Raw genomic sequence first — 22,632 nt, forward strand, 5'->3', positions numbered from 1 at the left:
ACGCATGCTGCTCAGTATTATTACCGTCGCCTTTCGTAATCTGGAAGGGATCGTCAAAACTCACGCGTCGTTAGCTCATCTGGCGCAGGCGGGTGATATCAGTTTTGAGTGGATTGTTGTTGATGGCGGCTCCTCTGACGGTACCTCGGCCTTTCTTGAAGGGCTCAGTGGAGAGCACCGGTTACGGTTTGTCAGCGAGCCGGATAAGGGCATCTATGATGCAATGAACAAAGGTATCGCTATGGCGCGAGGGCGGTTTGCGCTGTTCCTCAACTCCGGGGATATTTTGCATGCAGATGCTGCTCATTTTATCCGCCAGCTAAAAACGCAGAGCGATAAAGCGATGGTCATTGGCGATGCGTTGCTGGATTTCGGTAATGGTAACAAAATTAAGCGGCGGGCCAAGCCGGGTTGGTATATTTATCACAGCCTTCCCGCCAGCCATCAGGCCATCTTCTTTCCTCTCTCTGGACTGAATGTCTGGCGCTATGATTTGCAATATAAGATATCGTCTGATTACGCACTGGCAGCCAAATTATACAAGTCAGGTTACGCGTTTAAAAAGCTGAGCGGGCTGGTGTCAGAGTTTTCCATGGGTGGGGTGTCAACGACGAATAATCTGGAATTGTGCCGGGATGCAAAAAAGGTACAGCGCCAGATATTACACATGCCAGGTTTTTGGACCGGGTTGTCAGAATATTTACGTCTGCGCACAACTGGTAAAACAAAAACCTTATATGGAAAAGCGTAAGGGTACATTATGCAGGATTTAAGCGGCTTCAACGTGCCGGGAGGTTTTCGCGGCGGCGGTGCCATTAAAGTGCAATTATGGTGGGCAGTGCAAGCCACATTATTTCGCTGGTCCCCGCAGGTAATGTATCGCTGGCGTGCGTTTTTATTGCGAATGTTTGGCGCAAAAATAGGAAAAAACGTAGTTATTCGACCTTCAGTAAAAATTACTTATCCGTGGAAATTAACCCTGGGAGATTATTCCTGGGTGGGTGATGACGCGGTTTTATATACGCTGGGTGATATTACGATTGGTGCGCACGCGGTTATTTCGCAAAAAAGTTATTTATGCACCGGGAGTCATGATTATGCCAGTCAACATTTTGATATTAACGCCACACCAATTGTAGTTGGTGATAAATGCTGGCTGGCGACAGATGTCTTTGTCGCGCCTGGCGTGACGATTGGCGATGGCACCGTCGTCGGAGCACGCAGCAGTGTATTTAAATCGCTGCCAGCCAATGTCGTTTGTCGGGGAAATCCCGCAATAGTCACACGCGAACGCGTCGAGAAAGTTACTCCCTGAGGGGATCATTTAAGAGGTAATAACATGTCAAAAGTCGCTCTCATCACTGGCGTAACCGGGCAGGATGGTTCTTACCTGGCAGAGTTCCTGCTGGAAAAAGGGTATGAAGTGCACGGTATTAAGCGCCGCGCTTCATCATTCAACACCGAACGAGTGGACCACATCTATCAGGATCCGCATTCGGGCAATCCCAAATTCCATCTGCACTATGGCGATTTGACGGACTCCTCCAACCTGACCCGTATTTTACAGGAAGTGCAACCGGATGAGGTCTATAACCTCGGCGCCATGAGTCATGTCGCGGTGTCGTTTGATTCACCGGAATACACCGCGGATGTCGATGCTATCGGCACCTTGCGTTTGCTGGAAGCTATCCGCTTCCTCGGGCTGGAAAAGAAGACCCGTTTTTATCAGGCCTCCACCTCTGAACTGTACGGCCTGGTACAGGAAATCCCGCAGAAAGAGAGCACGCCGTTCTACCCGCGCTCGCCGTATGCCGTTGCCAAGCTGTACGCCTACTGGATAACCGTCAACTACCGCGAATCTTACGGTATGTATGCCTGTAACGGCATTCTGTTTAACCACGAATCTCCGCGCCGCGGCGAAACCTTTGTCACGCGCAAAATTACGCGTGCGATCGCCAACATCGCGCAGGGGCTGGAGTCTTGCCTGTACCTGGGCAATATGGATTCGCTGCGTGACTGGGGGCATGCCAAAGATTACGTCAGGATGCAGTGGATGATGCTACAGCAGGACAAGCCGGAAGATTTCGTGATTGCCACCGGCGTGCAGTATTCCGTGCGCCAGTTTGTGGAAATGGCCGCCGCTCAGTTGGGGATTAAATTGCGCTTTGAAGGCGAGGGCGTGAATGAGAAAGGCATCGTGGTTTCCGTAACCGGACACGACGCGCCGGGTGTGAAACCTGGGGATGTCATGATTGCCGTCGATCCGCGCTATTTCCGTCCGGCAGAGGTGGAAACGCTATTGGGCGATCCGGCCAAAGCGCATGAAAAACTGGGCTGGAAGCCGGAAATCACGTTGCGCCAGATGATCTCGGAAATGGTTGCCAACGATCTTGAAGCAGCGAAGAAGCATTCCCTGCTGAAGTCGCACGGTTACGAGGTCGCCATCGCGCTGGAGTACTGAGGATGAAGACACAACGTATTTTTGTGGCGGGCCATCGCGGGATGGTGGGGTCCGCCATCGTCAGACAATTGTCGCAGCGAGATAATGTCGAGCTGGTGCTGCGTACCCGCGACCAACTTAACCTGCTGGACGCCAGTGCGGTGCAGGCGTTCTTTGCCACTGAACGTATTGACCAGGTTTATCTGGCGGCGGCTAAAGTTGGCGGGATCGTGGCGAATAATACTTATCCTGCTGATTTTATTTATGAAAACATGATGATTGAGAGCAACATTATTCATGCTGCGCATTTGCATAACGTGAATAAACTGCTGTTCCTCGGATCATCCTGTATTTATCCAAAGCAAGCCACCCAGCCAATAGCCGAAAGCGAGCTGTTGCAGGGGCAGCTGGAACCGACCAATGAGCCGTATGCGATTGCCAAAATTGCCGGGATCAAGCTGTGCGAATCGTATAACCGCCAGTATGGCCGCGATTATCGCTCGGTGATGCCGACCAATCTGTATGGGCCGCATGACAACTTCCACCCGAGTAATTCGCATGTGATCCCGGCGCTGCTGCGCCGCTTTCATGACGCTCGCGAGCACAATACGCCGGAGGTGGTGGTGTGGGGAAGCGGGACGCCAATGCGTGAATTTCTGCATGTTGACGATATGGCTGCGGCCAGTATCCACGTGATGGAGCTGGCTCAGGAAGTCTTGCAGGAATATACCCAGCCGATGCTGTCGCATATCAACGTGGGCACCGGCGTGGACTGCACCATCCGCGAACTGGCGCAAACCATCGCGCAGGTCGTGGGTTACAAGGGGCGCGTGGTGTTCGACGCCAGCAAACCGGATGGAACGCCGCGCAAATTGCTCGATGTTACGCGTCTGCATCAGTTGGGCTGGTATCACGAGATATCACTGGAAGCGGGGCTTGCCAGTACCTGGCAGTGGTTCCTTGAAAACCAGCAGCGCTACCGGGGGTAAGCATGTTTTTACGTCATGAGGATTTTGCCACCGTAGTACGTTCAACTCCGCTGATTTCCATCGATTTGATCGTGGAAAACACCCACGGTGAATTTCTGCTCGGTAAGCGTCTCAATCGTCCGGCGCAGGGTTACTGGTTTGTGCCCGGCGGTCGGGTGCAAAAAGATGAACCGCTGCACGTGGCCTTTGAGCGGCTTACCGAAACGGAGCTGGGGTTACGTTTACCTCTGTCCGCTGCGGAGTTTTACGGTGTCTGGCAGCACTTCTATGACGACAACTTTTCTGGGGATGATTTCTCAACGCATTACATCGTGCTGGGATTTCGTCTGCGGGTGTCGGAAAACGACTTGCAACTGCCTGATGTTCAACATGATGCGTACCGTTGGATGGCGGCTACACAGATTCTGGTCAGTGACCACGTGCACGACAACAGTCGGGCTTACTTCTGTAAAACAAGTCAGGCCGGAGTACCCGGGCTATGAAGATCCTCGTGTATGGCATCAACTATTCGCCGGAGTTGACCGGTATCGGCAAATACACCGGTGAAATGGTGGAATGGATGGCGCAGCAGGGGCATGACGTTCGGGTGATCACCGCGCCGCCTTATTATCCCCAGTGGAAGGTAAACGGCAGTTATTCATCCTGGCGCTACCGTCGTGAAGAGGGCGATGCCCTCGTCTGGCGTTGTCCGCTGTATGTGCCTGAGCAACCCTCAACGCTCAAGCGCCTGCTGCATTTGGGCAGTTTCGCCCTGAGCAGTTTTTTCCCGCTACTGGCGCAACGTCGCTGGAAGCCGGATCGCATTATCGGCGTAGTGCCGACGCTGTTTTGCACGCCGGGCATGCGCCTGCTGGCAAAGCTTTGTGGCGCACGTACGCTATTGCACGTTCAGGATTACGAAGTCGATGCCATGTTGGGGCTAGGAATGGCGGGCAAAGGCACGCGCGGTATGGTGGCAAAACTGGCCAGCGCCTTTGAGCGCAGTGGGCTGTTGAATATGGACCATATTTCGACGATTTCCCGTTCCATGATGCACAAAGCCATGGAAAAAGGCGTTGCGCCGCACAAGGTTATTTTCTTTCCGAACTGGTCAGAAGTGACGCGCTTTCGTGATGTGAGCGACGCCGATGCCCTGGCGTTGTCTAGGCAACTGGGATTGCCTGCCGATCAAAAGATCGTTCTTTACTCAGGCAATATCGGTGAAAAGCAGGGGCTGGAGAGCGTGATAGACGCAGCGGTCGAGTTGAGCGAACACCCCTGGCTGTTTGTGATTGTCGGGCAGGGCGGTGGTAAAGCTCGGCTGGAGAGCATGGCCAGCGAACGCGGCCTGAATAACGTGATGTTCTTTCCGCTGCAATCATATGACGCGCTGCCAGCGTTGCTCAAGATGGCGGATTGTCATCTGGTCGTGCAAAAGCGTGGTGCGGCTGATGCCGTACTGCCCTCCAAATTGACCAATATCCTCGCTGTTGGTGGTAACGCAGTTATTACTGCCGAACCTGAAACCGAGCTGGGTCAGCTTTGTGACGCTCACCCTGGCATTGCGGTGTGCGTGGAGCCGGAGTCGGTAAACGCGCTGGTTTGCGGTATTAAACGGGCATTGATGATGCCAAAAGTAAACACGGTGGCACGTGATTATGCCGAACGCACGCTGGATAAAGAAAACGTGCTGAGTCAATTTCTTGCAGATATACGGGGTACATGATGAGTCAAAGCAAACTCTTTCCGGTGGTGATGGCCGGTGGCTCGGGTAGCCGTTTATGGCCACTGTCCCGCGTGCTGTACCCAAAGCAGTTCCTGTGCCTGAAAGGCGATCTCACCATGCTGCAGACGACGATTTGCCGTCTGAACGGCGTGGAGTGCGAAAGCCCGGTGGTTATCTGTAATGAACAACACCGTTTTATCGTAGCGGAACAGTTACGACAGCTGCACAAACTGACTGAGAACATCATTCTCGAACCTGCCGGGCGTAACACGGCACCGGCGATAGCGCTGGCCGCGCTGGCGGCAAAACGTCAAAGTCCGGGTGAGGATCCGCTGCTGCTGGTCTTGGCGGCCGATCACATGATTGCCGACGAAGAGGCATTCCGCGAGGCGGTTCGCAATGCGATGCCCTATGCCGGAGCGGGTAAGCTGGTGACGTTCGGTATCGTGCCGGACCAGCCGGAAACCGGCTATGGCTATATCCGCCGGGGGGAAGTCTCGCCGACGAATACCGACGCCGTGGCTTTTGAAGTGGCACAGTTTGTTGAAAAGCCTAATCTGGAAACCGCGCAGGCTTACGTGACGAGCGGCGACTACTACTGGAACAGCGGCATGTTCTTGTTCCGGGCCGGACGTTATCTGGAAGAACTGAAAAAGTATCGTCCCGATATTCTTGAAGCCTGTGAGAACGCCATGAGCACGGTCGACCCCGATCTCGATTTTATCCGCGTTGATGAACAGGCGTTTCTCGCCTGCCCGGAAGAGTCTGTGGACTATGCGGTAATGGAACGTACCGCCGATGCGGTGGTGATGCCAATGAACGCAGGCTGGAGCGATGTTGGCTCCTGGTCATCGCTGTGGGAAATCAGTGCCCATACCGCTGAAGGCAATGTGCATCACGGCGATGTCATAAGCCACAAAACGGAAAACAGTTACGTGTATGCCGAATCCGGCCTGGTGACGACCGTCGGGGTGAAAGATCTGGTGGTGGTGCAGACCAAAGACGCGGTGCTGATAGCCGATCGCAACGCGGTGCAGGACGTCAAAAAAGTGGTAGAGCAAATTAAGGCTGACGGGCGTCATGAGCATCATATTCACCGCGAAGTTTATCGTCCGTGGGGCAAGTACGACTCAATTGATGCCGGAGAGCGTTACCAGGTGAAGCGAATTACCGTCAAGCCTGGTGAGGGATTGTCTGTGCAGATGCATCATCACCGGGCTGAACACTGGGTTGTGGTTGCCGGTACCGCGAAGGTGACAATCAATGATGATATCAAACTGCTTGCTGAAAACGAGTCTGTCTATATTCCGCTGGGGGCGACCCATTGTCTGGAGAACCCCGGGAAAATCCCGCTCGATCTGATTGAAGTGCGCTCCGGATCTTACCTCGATGAGGATGATGTGGTGCGGTTTGCGGATCGCTACGGGCGCGCGTAACACAACATCATCGTTGCTGGATGGCGGCGTGAACACCTTATCCGGCCTAAAAACTAACGGCTAGTCATTTTGTGAAAAATATCTCCAGTCAGGAGAGGGCTAACTGTTGCCTGAAGAAGGGGAAATCATGACGAAATTAACCTGTTTCAAAGCCTACGATATTCGCGGCAGGCTGGGCGAAGAGCTGAATGAAGAGATTGCGTGGCGAATTGGCCGCGCTTACGGCGAGTTCCTGAAGCCTAAATCTATTGTTCTGGGCGGCGATGTGCGTCTGACCAGCGAGACGCTAAAGCTGGCGCTGGCGAAAGGGCTGCAGGATGCGGGGGTGAATGTGCTGGATATTGGCATGTCGGGCACCGAAGAGATTTACTTCGCCACCTTCCACCTTGGCATTGACGGCGGTATTGAAGTGACCGCCAGCCATAATCCGATGGATTACAACGGCATGAAGCTGGTGCGGGAAGGGGCGCGGCCCATCAGCGGTGATACCGGTCTGCGCGACGTGCAGCGCCTGGCGGAAGCCAACGACTTCCCGGCGGTTGATGTGACAAAACGTGGCCACTACCAGCGTATTACTACCCGCGATGCCTACATCGACCACCTGCTGGGTTACATCAATCCCGGCAGCCTGAGACCGATGAAGCTGGTGCTCAACTCCGGCAACGGTGCGGCAGGTCCGGTGGTTGACGCCATTGAAGCCCGTTTTAAGGCGCTGGGGGTGCCGGTCGAGTTCATCAAAATTCACAATACGCCGGATGGCAATTTTCCCAACGGTATCCCCAACCCTCTGCTGCCGGAATGCCGGGCCGACACGCGCAATGCGGTGATTGAACACGGTGCGGATATGGGGATTGCCTTCGACGGTGATTTTGACCGCTGCTTCCTGTTCGATGAAAAAGGTCAGTTCATTGAGGGCTATTACATTGTCGGCCTGCTGGCAGAAGCGTTTCTGGAGAAGAATCCGGGGGCGAAAATTATCCACGACCCGCGCCTGTCCTGGAACACAGTGGATGTGGTGACGGCGGCAGGCGGTAAACCGGTGATGTCAAAAACCGGGCACGCGTTTATCAAAGAGCGCATGCGCCATGAAGATGCCATTTATGGCGGTGAAATGAGCGCGCATCACTATTTCCGTGATTTTGCTTACTGCGACAGCGGAATGATCCCCTGGCTGCTGGTGGCGGAACTGCTGAGTCTGAAAGGACAGTCGCTGGGTGAACTGGTCCGTGACCGGATGGTGGCCTATCCGGCGAGTGGGGAAATCAACAGCACGCTGGCAGAGCCGGCGGCAGCGATTGCGCGTGTGGAGCAGCACTTTTCCCGTGAGGCGCTGACGGTGGACAGAACGGACGGTATCAGCATGGCGTTTGTCGACTGGCGCTTCAATTTACGCTCTTCCAATACCGAACCGGTGGTGCGCCTGAACGTGGAATCGCGCGGAGATATTCCGTTGATGGAAGCGCGAACGCGCACTCTTCTGGCGTTACTGAATCAGTAATGCCGGTGCTTCCTTTGCCCGCTTATGGGCAAAGGGTGACTAACAGGAACCACGATGACACATCTAAAAAAGCGCGAACGCGCCAAAACCAATGCGTCGTTAATTTCGATGGTGCAACGCTTTTCAGATATCACCATCATGTTTGGCGGGTTGTGGGTGATCTGCGAATTAAGCGGTTTGCCTTTCCTGTATATGCACCTGCTGGTGGCGCTGATCACGCTGGTCGTTTTTCAGATGCTCGGTGGCATAACGGATTTTTATCGCTCCTGGCGCGGCGTCAAAATTTCCACTGAGCTGGTGCTGTTACTACAAAACTGGACGCTGAGCCTGATTTTTAGCGCAGGTCTGATCGCCTTTAATAACGATTTCGATAACCGTCTCGCCGTCTGGCTGGCATGGTATCTCCTATCAAGCGTCGGCCTGGTGTTGAGTCGTTCGTTTATTCGCTACGGTGCGGGGTGGCTGCGTAATCGTGGTTACAACACCCGCCGGGTGGCGGTGGCTGGCGACCTGCCCGCCGGACAAATGCTGCTGGACAGTTTTCGCCATGAACCGTGGCTGGGATTTGAAGTGGCGGGGGTCTATCACGACCCAATCCCTGGAAAAAACTCCCGCGACTGGGCCGGTAATCTGCAACAACTGGTGGACGACGCCAAAGCTTCACGCATTCATAACGTTTATATCGCCATGTCGATGAGCGATGGCGCCAGCGTAAAAAAACTGGTGCGTGAGTTGGCCGACACCACCTGCTCGGTGATCCTCATTCCTGATGTCTTTACCTTCAACATCCTGCATTCACGGATTGAAGAGATGAACGGCGTTCCGGTAGTGCCGCTGTATGACACGCCGCTCTCGGGGATTAATCGTCTGTTAAAGCGCGCGGAAGATATCGTGCTGGCTTCACTGATCCTGCTGCTTATTTCCCCGGTGCTGTGTGGTATTGCGCTGCTGGTAAAACTGACCTCCAAAGGTCCGGTGATTTTCCGCCAGACCCGCTATGGCATGGACGGGAAGCCGATCAAAGTCTGGAAGTTTCGCTCGATGAAAGTGATGGAGAACGACGCGGTGGTGACGCAGGCGACGCAAAACGATCCGCGCGTTACTCCTGTGGGAAATTTCCTGCGCCGGACGTCGCTCGATGAACTGCCGCAGTTTATTAACGTCCTGACCGGGGGGATGTCTATCGTCGGGCCACGTCCGCATGCGGTGGCGCATAACGAACAGTACCGCCAACTGATCGAGGGGTACATGTTACGCCATAAGGTAAAACCGGGCATTACCGGCTGGGCGCAAATCAACGGCTGGCGCGGTGAAACCGATACGCTGGAAAAAATGGAAAAACGTGTGGAGTTTGACCTCGAATACATTCGCGAGTGGAGCGTGTGGTTCGATATCAAAATTGTTTTTCTGACGGTATTCAAAGGCTTTGTGAACAAAGCGGCGTATTAACATGAGCTTACGAGAAAAAACGCTTAATGGCGCAAAGTGGTCGGCGATTGCTACGGTGATCATTATTGGTCTGGGACTTATCCAGATGACCGTCCTGGCGCGGATTATTGATAACCACCAGTTTGGGTTGTTAACCGTGTCGCTGGTGATCATTGCGCTGGCCGATACGCTGTCGGATTTCGGTATCGCCAATTCAATTATTCAGCGCAAAGACATCGGTTATCTTGAGCTGACAACGCTGTACTGGCTCAACGTTGGGCTGGGTATGGTGGTATGTGTGGTGATGTTTCTGCTTAGCGGGACGATTGCCAGCGTGCTCAATAATCCCGAACTGGCGCCACTCATCAAAACCTTATCGCTGGCGTTTGTGGTGATACCGCACGGGCAGCAGTTTCGCGCGCTGATGCAAAAAGAGCTGGCCTTCAACAAAATTGGCATGATTGAAACCAGTTCGGTGTTGGCCGGTTTTACCTTTACCGTGGTCAGCGCCCATTTCTGGCCGCTCGCGCTGACGGCCATTCTCGGGTATCTGGTGAACAGTACGCTACGAACTCTGCTGTTCGGCTATTTTGGTCGCCGGATTTACCGTCCGGGACTGCATTTTTCGCTGGCATCCGTTTCGTCTAATCTGCGTTTTGGCGCGTGGCTGACGGCAGACAGTATTATCAATTACCTCAATACCAACCTTTCCACGTTGGTTTTAGCCAGAACGTTGGGCGCAGGTGTGGCGGGCGGATTCAATCTCGCCTGGAACGTGGCGGTTGTTCCCCCGATCAAACTGAACCCGATTATTACCCGTGTCCTGTTTCCGGCGTTTGCCAAAATTCAGGACGACAGTGAAAAGCTACGGGTGAATTTTTACAAGCTGCTGTCGGTGGTTGGGATCATCAACTTCCCGGTACTCCTGGGATTGATGGTGGTGTCGAACAATGTGGTGCCGCTGGTATTTGGCGAGAAGTGGAACGGTATTATTCCCGTCTTGCAACTGCTGTGCATTGTTGGACTGCTGCGATCCGTGGGGAATCCGATCGGTTCACTGCTGATGGCGAAAGCACGGGTCGATATCAGCTTCAAATTCAATGTGTTCAAAACCTTTCTGTTTATTCCCGCCATTTTCATCGGTGGTCATCAGGCCGGGGCGATTGGCGTGACGCTGGGCTTTTTGCTGGTCCAGGTGATTAACACGATCCTCAGTTACTTCGTGATGATCAAACCTGTTCTTGGCTCCAGCTACCGCCAGTACATGCTCAGTCTGTGGCTGCCATTGTATCTCTCTTTACCGACCCTTGTGGTGAGCTATGCGCTGGACGTAATGCTGCGCAGCCAACTGTCGCCAGGTGCGTTGCTGGGGATCCAGGTAGCGGCAGGAGCACTGGCGTTCGCGGCGATGATTGTGGTGTCGCGCCATCCGTTAGTGGTGGAAATAAAACGCCAGCTCTGCCGCAGTGAAAAAATGAAAACCTTGCTTCGTGCAGGATAAGAACAACGCTTTAAGAGGTCATAATGAAACTATTAATTTTAGGCAACCATACCTGTGGGAACCGTGGGGATAGCGCGATTCTGCGCGGTTTGCTGGATGCCATTAACGCGTTGCGTCCTGAGACTGAAGTGGATGTTATGAGCCGTTATCCGGTGAGTTCTTCGTGGTTACTGAACCGCCCGGTGATGGGCGATCCGCTGTATTCGCAGATGAAGCAACACAATAACGCCGCGGGCGTTATGGGACGCGTGAAGAAGGTGCTGCGTCGTCGCTATCAGCATCAGGTGCTGCTCTCGCGTGTCACCGATTCCGGTAATCTGCGCAATATCGCGATCGCCCAGGGGTTTACCGATTTTGTTCGTCTGCTGTCGCGCTACGACGCCATTATCCAGGTCGGCGGATCGTTTTTTGTCGATCTGTATGGCGTACCGCAGTTTGAACATGCCCTGTGTACGTTTATGGCGAAAAAACCGCTGTACATGATTGGCCACAGCGTGGGGCCATTCCAGGATGAACAGTTTAATCAACTGGCGAACTACGTTTTTGGACACTGTAATGCGTTGATTTTGCGTGAATCCGTCAGTCTGGATCTGATGAAGCGCAGTGCAATAAACACGGATAAAGTCGAAACCGGGGTAGATACCGCCTGGCTGGTAAATAATCATGATGAGGATTATGAGCCTGGTTATGCCGTACAGCACTGGTTACACATGGCGGCAAAACAGAAGACCGTTGCCATTACTCTGCGTGAGCTGGCTCCTTTTGATAAGCGTCTGGGGACAACGCAGCAGGCCTATGAGCAAGCCTTTGCCGGGGTAGTGAACCGCATCCTTGATGAAGGTTACCAGGTGATAGCGCTGTCAACCTGTACCGGTATTGATAGTTACAACAAAGATGACCGCATGGTGGCGTTGAACCTGCGCCAGTATATTAACGACCCGGGCCGTTATCACGTGGTGATGGATGAACTCAACGACCTGGAGATGGGGAAAATTTTGGCTGCATGCGATCTGACGGTGGGGACTCGTTTACACTCGGCCATCATCTCGATGAATTTTATGACGCCAGCCATCGCCATTAATTATGAGCATAAATCGGCAGGGATCATGCAACAACTGGGGTTAGCAGAGATGGCCGTCGATATTCGCCATCTGCTCGATGGCAGCCTGGAAGGGAAGGTCGCCGATGCTCTCGGACAGCTACCTGAGCTGAACATACGTCTCGGCGACGCGGTTAGGCGTGAGCGTGAACGTGGGGTGAACATGGTGCAATCGGTTTTAACGCGTATTGAGGGGGAAAAATGAAGGTTGGCTTTTTCCTGCTTAAATTTCCGCTCTCCTCCGAGACCTTTGTACTCAATCAGATTACCGCATTTATCGACATGGGCTACGACGTGGAAATTGTCGCGTTGCACAAGGGCGATCTTGAAAATACCCATGCTTCATTTAATACCTACCGTCTGGGTGAAAAAACGCGCTGGTTACTGAATGAGCCGAACAGCAAACTGGCGAAGCTTAAGTATAGGGCAGTGGCGGCCCTGCGCGGTATTACCCGCTCAGCCACCTGGAAAGCGCTGAATGTTTCACGCTATGGCGATGAGGCGCGCAATCTGATTTTGGCGGCCATTTGTGGCGCGAACCCGCGGGCGTTTGAAGCGGATGTGTTTATCGCTCATTTTGGACCCGCAGGCGTAACGGCCGCCAAACTGCGTGAGCTAGGGATGATCCGCGGCAAAATCGCCACGGTATTTCACGGCATTGATGTTTCGCATCGGGATGTGCTTGCCCACTACACCCCTGAATATCAGCAACTGTTTGAACGTGGGGATTTGATGTTACCCATCAGCAACCTCTGGGCCGGACGTTTAAAAAATATGGGGTGCCCGCCGCAGAAAATCGCGGTCTCGCGCATGGGAATCGATATGACGCGCTTTACGCCCCGCCAGTTGAAATCGCCAGCCGCACCGCTGGAGATTATCTCTGTAGCCCGGTTAACTGAGAAAAAAGGACTGCACGTTGCCATCGAAGCCTGTCGTCAGTTGAAAGAGCAGGGCGTCGCATTCCGTTATCGCATCCTTGGCATTGGCCCCTGGGAGCGTCGTCTGCGTACGCTAATTGAGCAATATCAACTTGATGATGTGATTGAGATGCCTGGCTTTAAACCCAGCCATCAGGTGAAGGAAATGCTTGAGCAGGCGGATGTCTTTTTGCTGCCGTCGATCACCGGAAGGGATGGCGATATGGAGGGGATCCCGGTGGCGCTGATGGAGGCGATGGCAGTGGGGATCCCGGTGATTTCCACCGTCCATAGTGGGATCCCTGAACTGGTCGAGTCGGGCAAATCTGGCTGGCTGGCACCGGAAAATGACGCGCAGGCGCTGGCAGAGCGATTAGCGGCATTTAGCCTGCTCGACAGTGAGCAGGTGCAGCCGATTGTGCAGTGCGCGCGAGAAAAAATTGCAACTGAATTTAATCAGTTAGCGATCAATAAACAGTTAGCCAGTCTGCTGCAAACGATGTAAATCGAGGTTGTATGTCAGAGAAAAAACTCTCACGCCGTACTTTTCTGACGGCAGGCTCTGCGCTTGTCGTGCTGCATTCTCCCGTTGTTCGGGCGCTAGAATCACCGGGCAGCGTCAACATTCAGGATTACAACCCACAGGATTGGGTGGCTTCTTTCAGGCAGGCGTTCAAAGAAGGACAAACGGTCGTCGTACCAACAGGACTTGAATGTAAGGATATCAATACCGCCATCGTTATCCCGCCAGGCAAAACGCTATTCCTGCAAGGGCGAATAAGTGGCAATGGCCGTGGGCGCTTTGTTCTGCAGGATGGATGCAAGGTGATGGGCGAGCAGGGCGGGAGCCTGAGGAACGTTACCCTCGATGTGCGGGGGTCGGACTGTGTGATAAAAGGGATTGCCATGAGCGGTTTCGGTCCGGTGACGCAAATCTATATCGGCGGTAAAACCTCGAGGCTGATGCGTAATCTGATTATCGATGATATTACCGTCACGCGTGCTAACTATGGCATTTTGCGTCAGGGTTTTCATAATCGAATGGACGGCGTAAAGATCACGAACAGCCGTTTTAGCGATTTACAGGGTGATGCTATCGAGTGGAATGTAGCGATAAACGACAGCAACATCCTCATTTCTGACCATGTCATTGAACGTATCAACTGTACCAACGGCAACGTGAACTGGGGCATTGGCATCGGTCTGGCGGGGAGTACCTATGACAATAGCTATCCCGATGAACTGGCGGTAAAAAACTTTGTGGTAGCGAACATCACTGGTAGCGACTGCCGACAGTTAGTGCATGTGGAGAACGGCAAACACTTTATTATTCGTAATATTACCGCGCGAAATATCACTCCGGATTATAGTAAGAAAGCGGGCATTGATAATGCGACGGTCGCTATTTACGGATGTGATAATTTCGTAATTGATAATATCAATATGGAGAATAGCGCAGGTATGCTCATTGGTTACGGCGTAATCAAAGGGCGTTATTTATCCATTCCACAAAACTTTAAGTTAAATAATATCCATCTGGATAATACGAAACGTGAATACAAATTGCGCGGTATTCAGATCTCCTCTGGTAATGCGACATCATTTGTGGCGATTACCAATGTGGAGATGAAACGTGCCACGCTTGAGTTGCATAACCAACCACAGCACCTTTTTTTACGTAACATCAGGGTTATGCAGCAATCCGCGACGGGACCCGCGCTTAAGATGCACTTCGATCTCCGTCAGGATGTGCGCGGCAAGTTTATGGCAAAACAGGACACATTACTCTCGCTGGCGAATGTCCATGCGGTAAACGAAACCGGGCAAAGCTCAGTTGACATCGACCGGGTAAACCATCAGGTGGTGAATGTCGAAGCGGTGAATTTTCGACTCCCGGGACGGGAGAGGTAACTTTGCGACCATTCCTGGCTAAAGTGACACTCCCTGGGATTAAGATTACTGCATTGCGAAGTTAAGCGGCGTAACATACGCTGCATCGGAGTAATGTAATTCATACTGGCTAAAACAAGCTAAAAAGCTATAATTCAGCAACAATTGAATAGGTGAATGACTTAATGATTAATTTGAAAGCAGTTATTCCGGTAGCAGGTCTGGGGATGCACATGTTGCCTGCCACGAAGGCAATCCCTAAAGAGATGCTACCGATCGTAGACAAGCCGATGATTCAATACATTGTCGACGAAATTGTAGCTGCAGGTATCAAAGAAATCGTGCTGGTGACTCATGCGTCTAAGAACGCGGTTGAGAACCACTTCGACACCTCTTACGAACTCGAATCGTTGCTTGAGCAGCGTGTTAAGCGCCAGCTATTAGCCGAGGTGCAGTCTATCTGTCCTCCTGGCGTGACTATTATGAACGTTCGTCAGGCTCAGTTACTGGGCCTGGGTCATTCAATTCTTTGTGCTCGCCCAATTGTTGGGGATAACCCGTTTGTCGTCGTATTACCTGACGTTGTTCTTGATACAGCGAGCGCGGATCCGCTGCGCTACAACTTGGCTGCCATGGTTGCTCGTTTTAATGAAACCGGGCGTAGTCAGGTGCTGGCTAAGCGTATGGAAGGCGATCTGTCTGAGTACTCTGTTATTCAGACCAAAGAGCCTTTAGATAATGAAGGCAAAGTCAGCCGTATAGTTGAATTCATTGAAAAACCAGACCAGCCGCAGACTCTGGATTCCGATCTGATGGCAGTAGGGCGCTACGTGCTTTCTGCTGATATCTGGGCAGAACTGGAGCATACCCAGCCAGGTGCCTGGGGGCGTATTCAGTTGACGGATGCTATTGCTGAGCTGGCGAAAAAACAGTCTGTTGACGCCATGCTGATGACGGGTGACAGCTACGACTGCGGGAAGAAAATGGGCTATATGCAGGCGTTTGTTAAGTACGGCCTGCGTAACCTGAAAGAAGGGCCGAAGTTCCGTAAGAGCATTGAGAAGTTGCTCGGAGAATAGAAACAGGCTGCAGCAACGACATTGGAAGGAAAGTCGCGGTAACTGACTACCTCATATCGACATTTGATAAGGTTGGGCGTTAGTGCCGCTTTTTACTTAGAACAAGCTAACAATATAGCTTTAACCTACTAAGTTTAATCTTGCTGTTGTCGGATTTTTTCTTGTTTCTGACTACATTTGGTAAGACAATTAGCGATTGATTTTTAGGTTTTCTGCGAGTATTTGCAGAAGCTAACGTCCAATTTGTTTATACGTAGTGCACTGGTAGCTGTTGAGCCAGGGGCGGTAGCGTTATCAAATGCCATAGTTTATTCAACATATGAAAAGCATTGGAATTGATTGGTTGACTTTTCAATAGCCTTGATTATATGAAGCTGTATCTTGGTATTAAAAGCTTTTCATCTGGTTGTATTGATGGGATAGAAATGAGAATTTTACTATTTGGGAAAAATGGTCAAGTAGGATGGGAACTGCAGCGCTCACTTGCTTTATTGGGTGAAGTATTAGCATTAGGCCGAAGTGACTATTTTCCGTGCGGTGATTTGAGCAATTTGAAAGGCATAGCTGATACGATACAACGATTTCGCCCAGATGTTATTGTTAATGCTGCCGCATATACAGCTGTCGATAAAGCCGAACAAGAGCAAGATTTAAGCTGGTTGATAAATGTTCGGGCCGTAGAAGTAATGGCAATCGAGTCGAAAAAGTTAGGCGCATTATTGATACACTATTCATCTGATTATGTTTTTTCGGGTGATGGGAGTTCATGGCAAAAAGAAGAAGATATTGCTGCGCCAATAAATCACTATGGTTTGGCTAAACTAGCCAGTGAAGAGGTAATTACTAAATTTAACCCAAAAAGTCTAATATTTCGAACAAGTTGGGTTCATAGCTCGCGCGGTGCTAATTTTATTAAAACGATATTAAATATTGCTAAAAGTAAAAAAGAAATATCAGTTGTTGATGATCAATTTGGTTCTCCAACTTCTGCTGAATTAATTGCAGATTGCACTGCACATGTTATTCGTAAAGTGTTACCAGATAATAATCACTATGGGATATACCATTTGGTGTCGAGTGGATATACAACATGGTTTGATTATGCTCAGTTTATTATGAATCATATTGATAGTGCAAATTATCTACTGAATAAAATAAATAACATTACTTCAAGTGAATATAATATGTTAGCGAGAAGACCATTAAACTCTAGATTAAATAACAGAAAATTCCAAGAACAGTTTAACTTACTTCTTCCCGATTGGCAGTTTGGTGTTAAAAGAACACTTTCTGAAATTGAAAAAGCTTGTAAAGAAGGCAAATAATGAAAATTACAAAAACGGAATTGAATGATGTAGTAATTATTGAACCTAGCATTTTTGGGGATGAACGTGGGTATTTTTATGAGAGCTATAATAAACAAAAATTTGATAATGCAATTGGTGAAGATATTATATTTGTTCAAGACAACATTTCATTGTCACAGAAAGGGGTATTGAGGGGATTACATTATCAAGCATCACCGTATTCGCAAGGTAAGCTTTTAAGTTGTCTGGAAGGTGAGATTTTCGATGTGGTTGTAGATATAAGAAGAAACTCACCAACATTTAAAAAGTGGATTGGCGTAATTCTCAACGACATTAACAAAAAGAGTATATGGATCCCAAAAGGGTTTGCCCATGGTTTTTTAACAATGTCAGATTTAGCAAAAGTTTGTTATAAAGTTACTGATTTTTACAATCCAAATTCCGAAAGAATTATTATTTGGAATGATACTGATATCAATGTTGCTTGGCCAGAAATGGAACATAAGATAATCTCAGAGAAAGATTTATTAGGCGTTTCTCTGAAATTATCGGAGTTGTATGATGAACAGTAGTGTTGCTATTTTAGTTTGCACATATAATGGTGAAAAATATTTAAAATCACAAATTGATTCTATCCGTGCTCAAACTCACAATGATTGGGTTATATATATTTCTGACGATGGCTCAACGGATAATACTAGAAAAATAATAGAAGATTGCATAAGTGAGATTGGTACTGAAAGATGTAAATTAATTGAAGGACCACGTAAGGGATTTGCTAGGAATTTTATTAATGGGATAAAGTTGATCCCAAAAAAATACCGATATTATGCTTTTTGTGATCAAGATGATATATGGCTAAATAATAAAATAGAGAAAAGTATTGCAAATCTCTCTTGTATCATAGCAAACATACCGGCCGTATATTGCTCTAGCACATTATTAGTGGATGAGAATGAAAACTATATCGGTCCATCCTCAAAAATAACGAAACCTTTATCTTTTAAAAATTCCTTAATTCAATGTGTAGCTGGTGGAAACACTATGCTGTTCAATTTATCGGCTAAGTTAATCATTGATAAAACACCTGAAGATAAAATTATTCCATCCCATGATTGGTGGGTATATATCTTAATTACAGCATGTGATGGAAAAGTTATATATGATCCCGATCCCACATTAAAATACAGGCAGCATTACAATAACTTAGTTGGTGAAAACAAAACATTATCAGCTAAATTTAAGCGAGTTAAAATTTTATTTAATGGCGAATTTAAGAAAAGCGTTGATGCTAACCTTATTTTACTTAATCATATGCATGAAATACTTAGCCAAGAGAATAAAATTACAGCGCAGCGATTTTTTTGCCTTAGGAAGGTAAGTTTTCTTAGCAGAATAAAACAAATTATACAACTTCGATTATACAGGCAAAGTAATATTGAGTCTCTCTTGTTTGCGGTTGCTTTATTTTTGAAGCGTATCTAAATGATTTGATCAGTTATTTATGTTAAGAAAGAAGATTATATTGAATGTGTCCATCGAGGGGAAAATGAGTTTAGCAACAAAGAAATCTAAGAATCCTATAGTGTTTCTGAAGACAGTTAAAAACAATAGAGAACTGATCTATGAATTAATTAAGCGAGATATTGCAAGTAGATATCAAGGTTCAGTTATCGGTTTTATGTGGTCATTTATAAATCCAATAATTATGTTGTCTGTATACACTTTTGTATTTAGTGTTGTGTTTAAGGCTCGTTGGTCTGCAGATAGTACAGGAAGTAAAACTGAATTTGCATTGATATTATTCTCAGGGTTGTTAGTTTATAATTTGTTTTCAGAGTGTCTGAATAAATCTCCTGGGCTTATTCTTTCAAATGTGAATTATGTGAAGAAAGTAATATTTCCATTGGAGATATTACCTTTTGTTGTATTAGGTACTGCTTTTTTTCATATGCTAATTAGCTTTGTCGTTTGGGTTGTTTTTTATTTAATATTCTTTGGTATACCTCACATTACGATATTTTTATTTCCGCTAACTTTGATCCCGCTTATTTTTTTGATAATTGGTCTTTCATTATTCCTGTCAGCGCTTGGTGTATACTTGCGAGATATCGGACAAATAATATTATTATTAACAACAGTACTTATGTTCATGTCACCAATATTTTATCCTATACAAGCCTTGCCTGATAACTTTAAGATTATCATGGAATTTAATCCACTAACATTCATTATAGAACAGGTTCGGGCAGTGATAATATTCGGCAATAGTATTCAATGGCAAAAATGGGGTGTATGGACAATTGTTTCAATGATTGTTACATGCCTTGGATTCGCGTGGTTCCAAAAAACAAGAGGAGGATTCTCTGATGTCCTCTGAAATTTCTATTTCAATTGAAAATGTCTCAAAAGTTTATGAGATGTATGATAATCCTCGCGAAAGATTACTTCAGCTATTTTCTTCTTCAAAGAAATATTACAAAGAATTTTGGGCTCTAAAAAATATAAATTTCCACTTACGCAAGGGAGAAACAGTCGGTATTCTGGGACGAAATGGTAGTGGTAAAAGTACACTACTACAGATAATCGCCGGAACTTTAGAGGCTACTCAGGGTTGCGTCACTACCAGTGGGGTTGTTGCTGCATTATTGGAGTTGGGGTCGGGTTTTAATCCAGATTTTACCGGTCGTGAAAATATTTATCTAAATGGATCTATTTTAGGTTTTTCTCGTGAGCAAATGGATAACCGAATAGATGAGATAATAGCCTTTGCTGATATTGGTCAACACTTAGATCAACCGGTAAAAACTTATTCTAGTGGTATGGCCGTTAGGTTAGCATTTGCAGTACAGGCTTGTATTGAACCTCAAATTTTTATTGTAGATGAAGCACTGGCTGTAGGTGATGAGAAATTTCAGCGTAAATGCTATGACTATATTGAAAAATTAAGGAAAAAAGGTTGTAGTATTTTATTAGTTACGCATTCAACAGGTACAATTGAAAAGTTTTGCCAAAGAGCTGTTCTGTTGCATAAAGGAGAAATGCATGCAATAGGGTCGGCAAAAGATGTGATCGATCAGTACCATGCATTACTATATTCAGATGAACAAGCTTATATTCGTTTTGTCAACTCGCAAAAAGAGAGAGAATCTCAAAGTTCTTTAGAAGATCAAACAGCAGAAACATTTAAAACAGAAACCACTGACATAGTTTATGGTGATAGTGATAGTGATGGTTCGAGTAAAAAGCAGAGTATTACTCGAGGATTGAGTGCGCAAATTGTTAAATGGGGAATATTTGATTCAAATGGGAAACAGTGCGAGCTTTTTAATACAGGTGAATGCATCACTGTCACTATGCAAATTGAATCTTTATCAAACATTAACGAGATTCAGGCTGGACTTTTACTAAGGACGGTTGAGGGGGTAAGCGTTTATGGAACTAGTACCCGCTATCACGACAGTAATTTAATTAGCGTCAAATGTGGTGATGTTTGGAATTGCTCATTTAATATAAAATTAGATTTATGTCCTGGCTCATATTTTATCACTCTTGCAATAGCGGAGGTATTGGAACAATCTGGCATGGCATACTTGGATCGTAAAACTGACGTTATGGTCATAAAAGTTAATCAACGAACTCTTAAAGCTAGCGGCATTGCTTCATTAGAAACTCAAGTTGAGGTATTAAAACAGAAAGGATAAGTATGAATATACTAGTTGTTACTGAAGTCTTTCTTATTGGTGGACTTGAAACTAATATTGCTGGAGAAATTCGCTCCCTTATTAAACAAGGTCATTCAGTTTACTTGGCTGTTGGTAAAGAGTTCGATACAAGTTTAATTCCTTCAGAAGTTACTGGCATTATCTCAAACTTAGACTTGAACCATAATATAGGGTCGGAAGAGTTTTCAAACACTATAAATAGCTTACGCAAGTATATTAGACATAACAATATTGAACTGCTGCATGCTCAACCTTTCTATTCTATAATAATCTCTGCTATTGTTGCCGAGTTAGAGAATAAGGCATTAGTATTGACTTTACATGGTCCTGTGTCGTTTGCTAATTATTTGAGTCCAATTTTTAAATTTTTACTAACAGATATTATTCTTCCAAATGTCAACATTGCATATGTAGTTTCTGCTGAGATGAAAGAATTAAGTTTGGCCTTTTCATCAGAAAGTAACGTGCAGATATTACCGAATGGTATTGAATTAACGCAGCATGATGAACGTTCAATCAAGGATGAACGCTGGGTTTGCGTTAGTCGTTTGGATGAACAAAAGATTGTCGGCGTTCTTGAATTTATAAAGTATGCAAAAGCTATTGGGTTACCTGGTGTTGTCATCATGGGAGATGGACACGCTAAAGGAACATTAGAGCAAGAGATATCTGCGAATAATCTATCAAATTATGTTGAGTTTGCCGGATACGAATCAGATGTCAGAACAGCTATTACTTCATATTCTGGAGTGGCTGGAATGGGGAGAGTTGTTCTTGAAGGTATTGCAGCGAAACGACGTGTTATTTTAGTTGGGTATGATGGTGTTAAAGCCGTATTGAATCCGGAAACTTTTGAAAAAGCTGCATGGTGTAATTTCTCAGGGAGAAATTTCGATACTATTACTACTGAACAGTTAAAATGTGAATTATCATCTATTTCTGATAAAGATTTAGACTCTTGTTATGACATTATCAATGATGGTTATAATGTAGATAATATTTGGTTGCATTTCTCATCTTCTGTAGCCTGTATTTTAAACAATCCTTTTTCAAGTACCGATTCATTTTTGAGAAAAATTTACAGTCTTATTACAACAGGAGATGTTTATTTTCCCAGATATGAGAATTTATATTTTTCAGATGCAATTTATGCACTGATATCTCAAATCATATTTAATATTAATAATGAAAGTGTTCGGCAACATTTTTGTCTCTTAGAACAGAAGAGAAATTGTGAACAATTAAAACAAAATAATATTAGTATAGCTGAAATTCAAAGTATTATTGAGTTAAGCCAAAAAAATATCTCTATTAATGCTGATAGGTTATATGGTGATTTTGATAAGCGGATCAATAAACTTATTACGTATAATGATGAGTTAATTGGAGTTATTGATAAAGCAAATGCTCAGATATCTAATACTAAAACTCTTGTTTTAGGATTAGAGGAAAAAATACTACTCCTTGAGCGTAAGATATCAGAAATGGATCGGAAGAATGATGAACATATGGAAAATTCCAAGGGGTTTTTATATCGACTAACTCATCGTGAAAAATAAATTATTGGTATATCTCAAAAGATAGATAATTTTAAATGCTAATTTTTAGTTAACAGAGG

At 47.2% G+C, this 22,632-nt stretch carries 20 protein-coding genes; all 20 read left to right on the top strand.

The features are described 5' to 3' along the window. Positions 1-4: 4 nt before the first annotated feature. The 20 genes from wcaE (at position 5) to HV352_RS08795 (ending at position 22,573) form a co-directional block, all read left to right on the top strand. Entirely contained in the window at positions 5-751 is a 747-nt protein-coding gene (gene wcaE, locus HV352_RS08700) for a colanic acid biosynthesis glycosyltransferase WcaE (RefSeq protein ID WP_019077134.1), read from the top strand. A 9-nt stretch (positions 752-760) separates the two neighbouring features. Further along, positions 761-1,315 carry a colanic acid biosynthesis acetyltransferase WcaF gene (gene wcaF / locus HV352_RS08705; protein WP_016153587.1) on the top strand — a complete coding sequence of 185 codons (555 nt, stop codon included), beginning with the start codon at positions 761-763 and terminating at the stop codon, positions 1,313-1,315. 24 nt (positions 1,316-1,339) lie between these two features. Next, positions 1,340-2,461 carry a GDP-mannose 4,6-dehydratase gene (gene gmd, locus HV352_RS08710; RefSeq protein WP_016156920.1) on the top strand — a complete coding sequence of 374 codons (1,122 nt, stop codon included), beginning with the start codon at positions 1,340-1,342 and terminating at the stop codon, positions 2,459-2,461. Between the two features lie 2 nt (positions 2,462-2,463). After that, positions 2,464-3,429 carry a GDP-L-fucose synthase gene (locus HV352_RS08715; RefSeq protein ID WP_181635355.1) on the top strand — a complete coding sequence of 322 codons (966 nt, stop codon included), beginning with the start codon at positions 2,464-2,466 and terminating at the stop codon, positions 3,427-3,429. Positions 3,430-3,431: 2 nt separating this feature from the next. Further along, positions 3,432-3,911, top strand: coding sequence for a GDP-mannose mannosyl hydrolase (locus HV352_RS08720; RefSeq protein WP_019077132.1), 480 nt, complete (start codon positions 3,432-3,434; stop codon positions 3,909-3,911). Continuing rightward, positions 3,908-5,134, top strand: coding sequence for a colanic acid biosynthesis fucosyltransferase WcaI (gene wcaI / locus HV352_RS08725; RefSeq protein ID WP_016156917.1), 1,227 nt, complete (start codon positions 3,908-3,910; stop codon positions 5,132-5,134). The genes HV352_RS08720 and wcaI overlap by 4 nt, the downstream gene beginning before the upstream one ends. Further along, positions 5,134-6,570: a mannose-1-phosphate guanyltransferase gene (gene cpsB, locus HV352_RS08730; RefSeq protein WP_019077131.1), complete on the top strand. Its 1,437-nt coding sequence runs from the start codon at positions 5,134-5,136 to the stop codon at positions 6,568-6,570. The genes wcaI and cpsB overlap by 1 nt, the downstream gene beginning before the upstream one ends. A gap of 127 nt (positions 6,571-6,697) precedes the next feature. Beyond that, positions 6,698-8,068 carry a colanic acid biosynthesis phosphomannomutase CpsG gene (gene cpsG / locus HV352_RS08735; protein ID WP_019077130.1) on the top strand — a complete coding sequence of 457 codons (1,371 nt, stop codon included), beginning with the start codon at positions 6,698-6,700 and terminating at the stop codon, positions 8,066-8,068. A gap of 54 nt (positions 8,069-8,122) precedes the next feature. Next, entirely contained in the window at positions 8,123-9,517 is a 1,395-nt protein-coding gene (gene wcaJ, locus HV352_RS08740) for an undecaprenyl-phosphate glucose phosphotransferase (protein WP_016156914.1), read from the top strand. A 1-nt stretch (position 9,518) separates the two neighbouring features. Further along, entirely contained in the window at positions 9,519-10,997 is a 1,479-nt protein-coding gene (wzxC, locus tag HV352_RS08745; RefSeq protein ID WP_019077129.1) for a colanic acid undecaprenyl disphosphate flippase WzxC, read from the top strand. A 23-nt stretch (positions 10,998-11,020) separates the two neighbouring features. Beyond that, positions 11,021-12,301 (top strand): colanic acid biosynthesis pyruvyl transferase WcaK, encoded by a 1,281-nt coding sequence (gene wcaK, locus HV352_RS08750; RefSeq protein ID WP_016156912.1) that lies wholly within the window; start codon positions 11,021-11,023, stop codon positions 12,299-12,301. Further along, on the top strand, positions 12,298-13,518 hold the full coding sequence (wcaL, locus tag HV352_RS08755; protein ID WP_019077128.1) for a colanic acid biosynthesis glycosyltransferase WcaL: 1,221 nt from the start codon (positions 12,298-12,300) through the stop codon (positions 13,516-13,518). The genes wcaK and wcaL overlap by 4 nt, the downstream gene beginning before the upstream one ends. 11 nt (positions 13,519-13,529) lie before the next feature. Then, complete coding sequence (gene wcaM / locus HV352_RS08760; RefSeq protein WP_137379542.1) at positions 13,530-14,924, top strand: colanic acid biosynthesis protein WcaM; 1,395 nt, start codon at positions 13,530-13,532, stop codon at positions 14,922-14,924. Between the two features lie 164 nt (positions 14,925-15,088). After that, on the top strand, positions 15,089-15,982 hold the full coding sequence (gene galF, locus HV352_RS08765) for a GalU regulator GalF (protein ID WP_000609089.1): 894 nt from the start codon (positions 15,089-15,091) through the stop codon (positions 15,980-15,982). 425 nt (positions 15,983-16,407) lie between these two features. Beyond that, positions 16,408-17,307 carry a dTDP-4-dehydrorhamnose reductase gene (gene rfbD / locus HV352_RS08770; protein ID WP_019077126.1) on the top strand — a complete coding sequence of 300 codons (900 nt, stop codon included), beginning with the start codon at positions 16,408-16,410 and terminating at the stop codon, positions 17,305-17,307. Beyond that, positions 17,307-17,861 carry a dTDP-4-dehydrorhamnose 3,5-epimerase gene (gene rfbC / locus HV352_RS08775; RefSeq protein ID WP_019077125.1) on the top strand — a complete coding sequence of 185 codons (555 nt, stop codon included), beginning with the start codon at positions 17,307-17,309 and terminating at the stop codon, positions 17,859-17,861. Before rfbD ends, rfbC begins: the two co-directional genes overlap by 1 nt. After that, positions 17,848-18,774: a glycosyltransferase family 2 protein gene (locus HV352_RS08780; RefSeq protein ID WP_104651476.1), complete on the top strand. Its 927-nt coding sequence runs from the start codon at positions 17,848-17,850 to the stop codon at positions 18,772-18,774. Before rfbC ends, HV352_RS08780 begins: the two co-directional genes overlap by 14 nt. A 64-nt stretch (positions 18,775-18,838) precedes the next feature. Beyond that, the gene (locus tag HV352_RS08785) at positions 18,839-19,669 is read left to right on the top strand and encodes an ABC transporter permease (protein WP_029139589.1); all 831 of its coding nucleotides are present in this window, start codon (positions 18,839-18,841) and stop codon (positions 19,667-19,669) included. Then, the gene (locus tag HV352_RS08790) at positions 19,659-20,993 is read left to right on the top strand and encodes an ABC transporter ATP-binding protein (RefSeq protein ID WP_104651477.1); all 1,335 of its coding nucleotides are present in this window, start codon (positions 19,659-19,661) and stop codon (positions 20,991-20,993) included. Before HV352_RS08785 ends, HV352_RS08790 begins: the two co-directional genes overlap by 11 nt. Before the next feature lie 2 nt (positions 20,994-20,995). Further along, the gene (locus HV352_RS08795) at positions 20,996-22,573 is read left to right on the top strand and encodes a glycosyltransferase (RefSeq protein WP_181635356.1); all 1,578 of its coding nucleotides are present in this window, start codon (positions 20,996-20,998) and stop codon (positions 22,571-22,573) included. The last annotated feature ends 59 nt before the right edge of the window (positions 22,574-22,632 follow it).

Origin of the sequence: Citrobacter sp. RHBSTW-01044 (genome assembly GCF_013781945.1) — a bacterium.
Lineage (GTDB): Bacteria > Pseudomonadota > Gammaproteobacteria > Enterobacterales > Enterobacteriaceae > Citrobacter > Citrobacter braakii.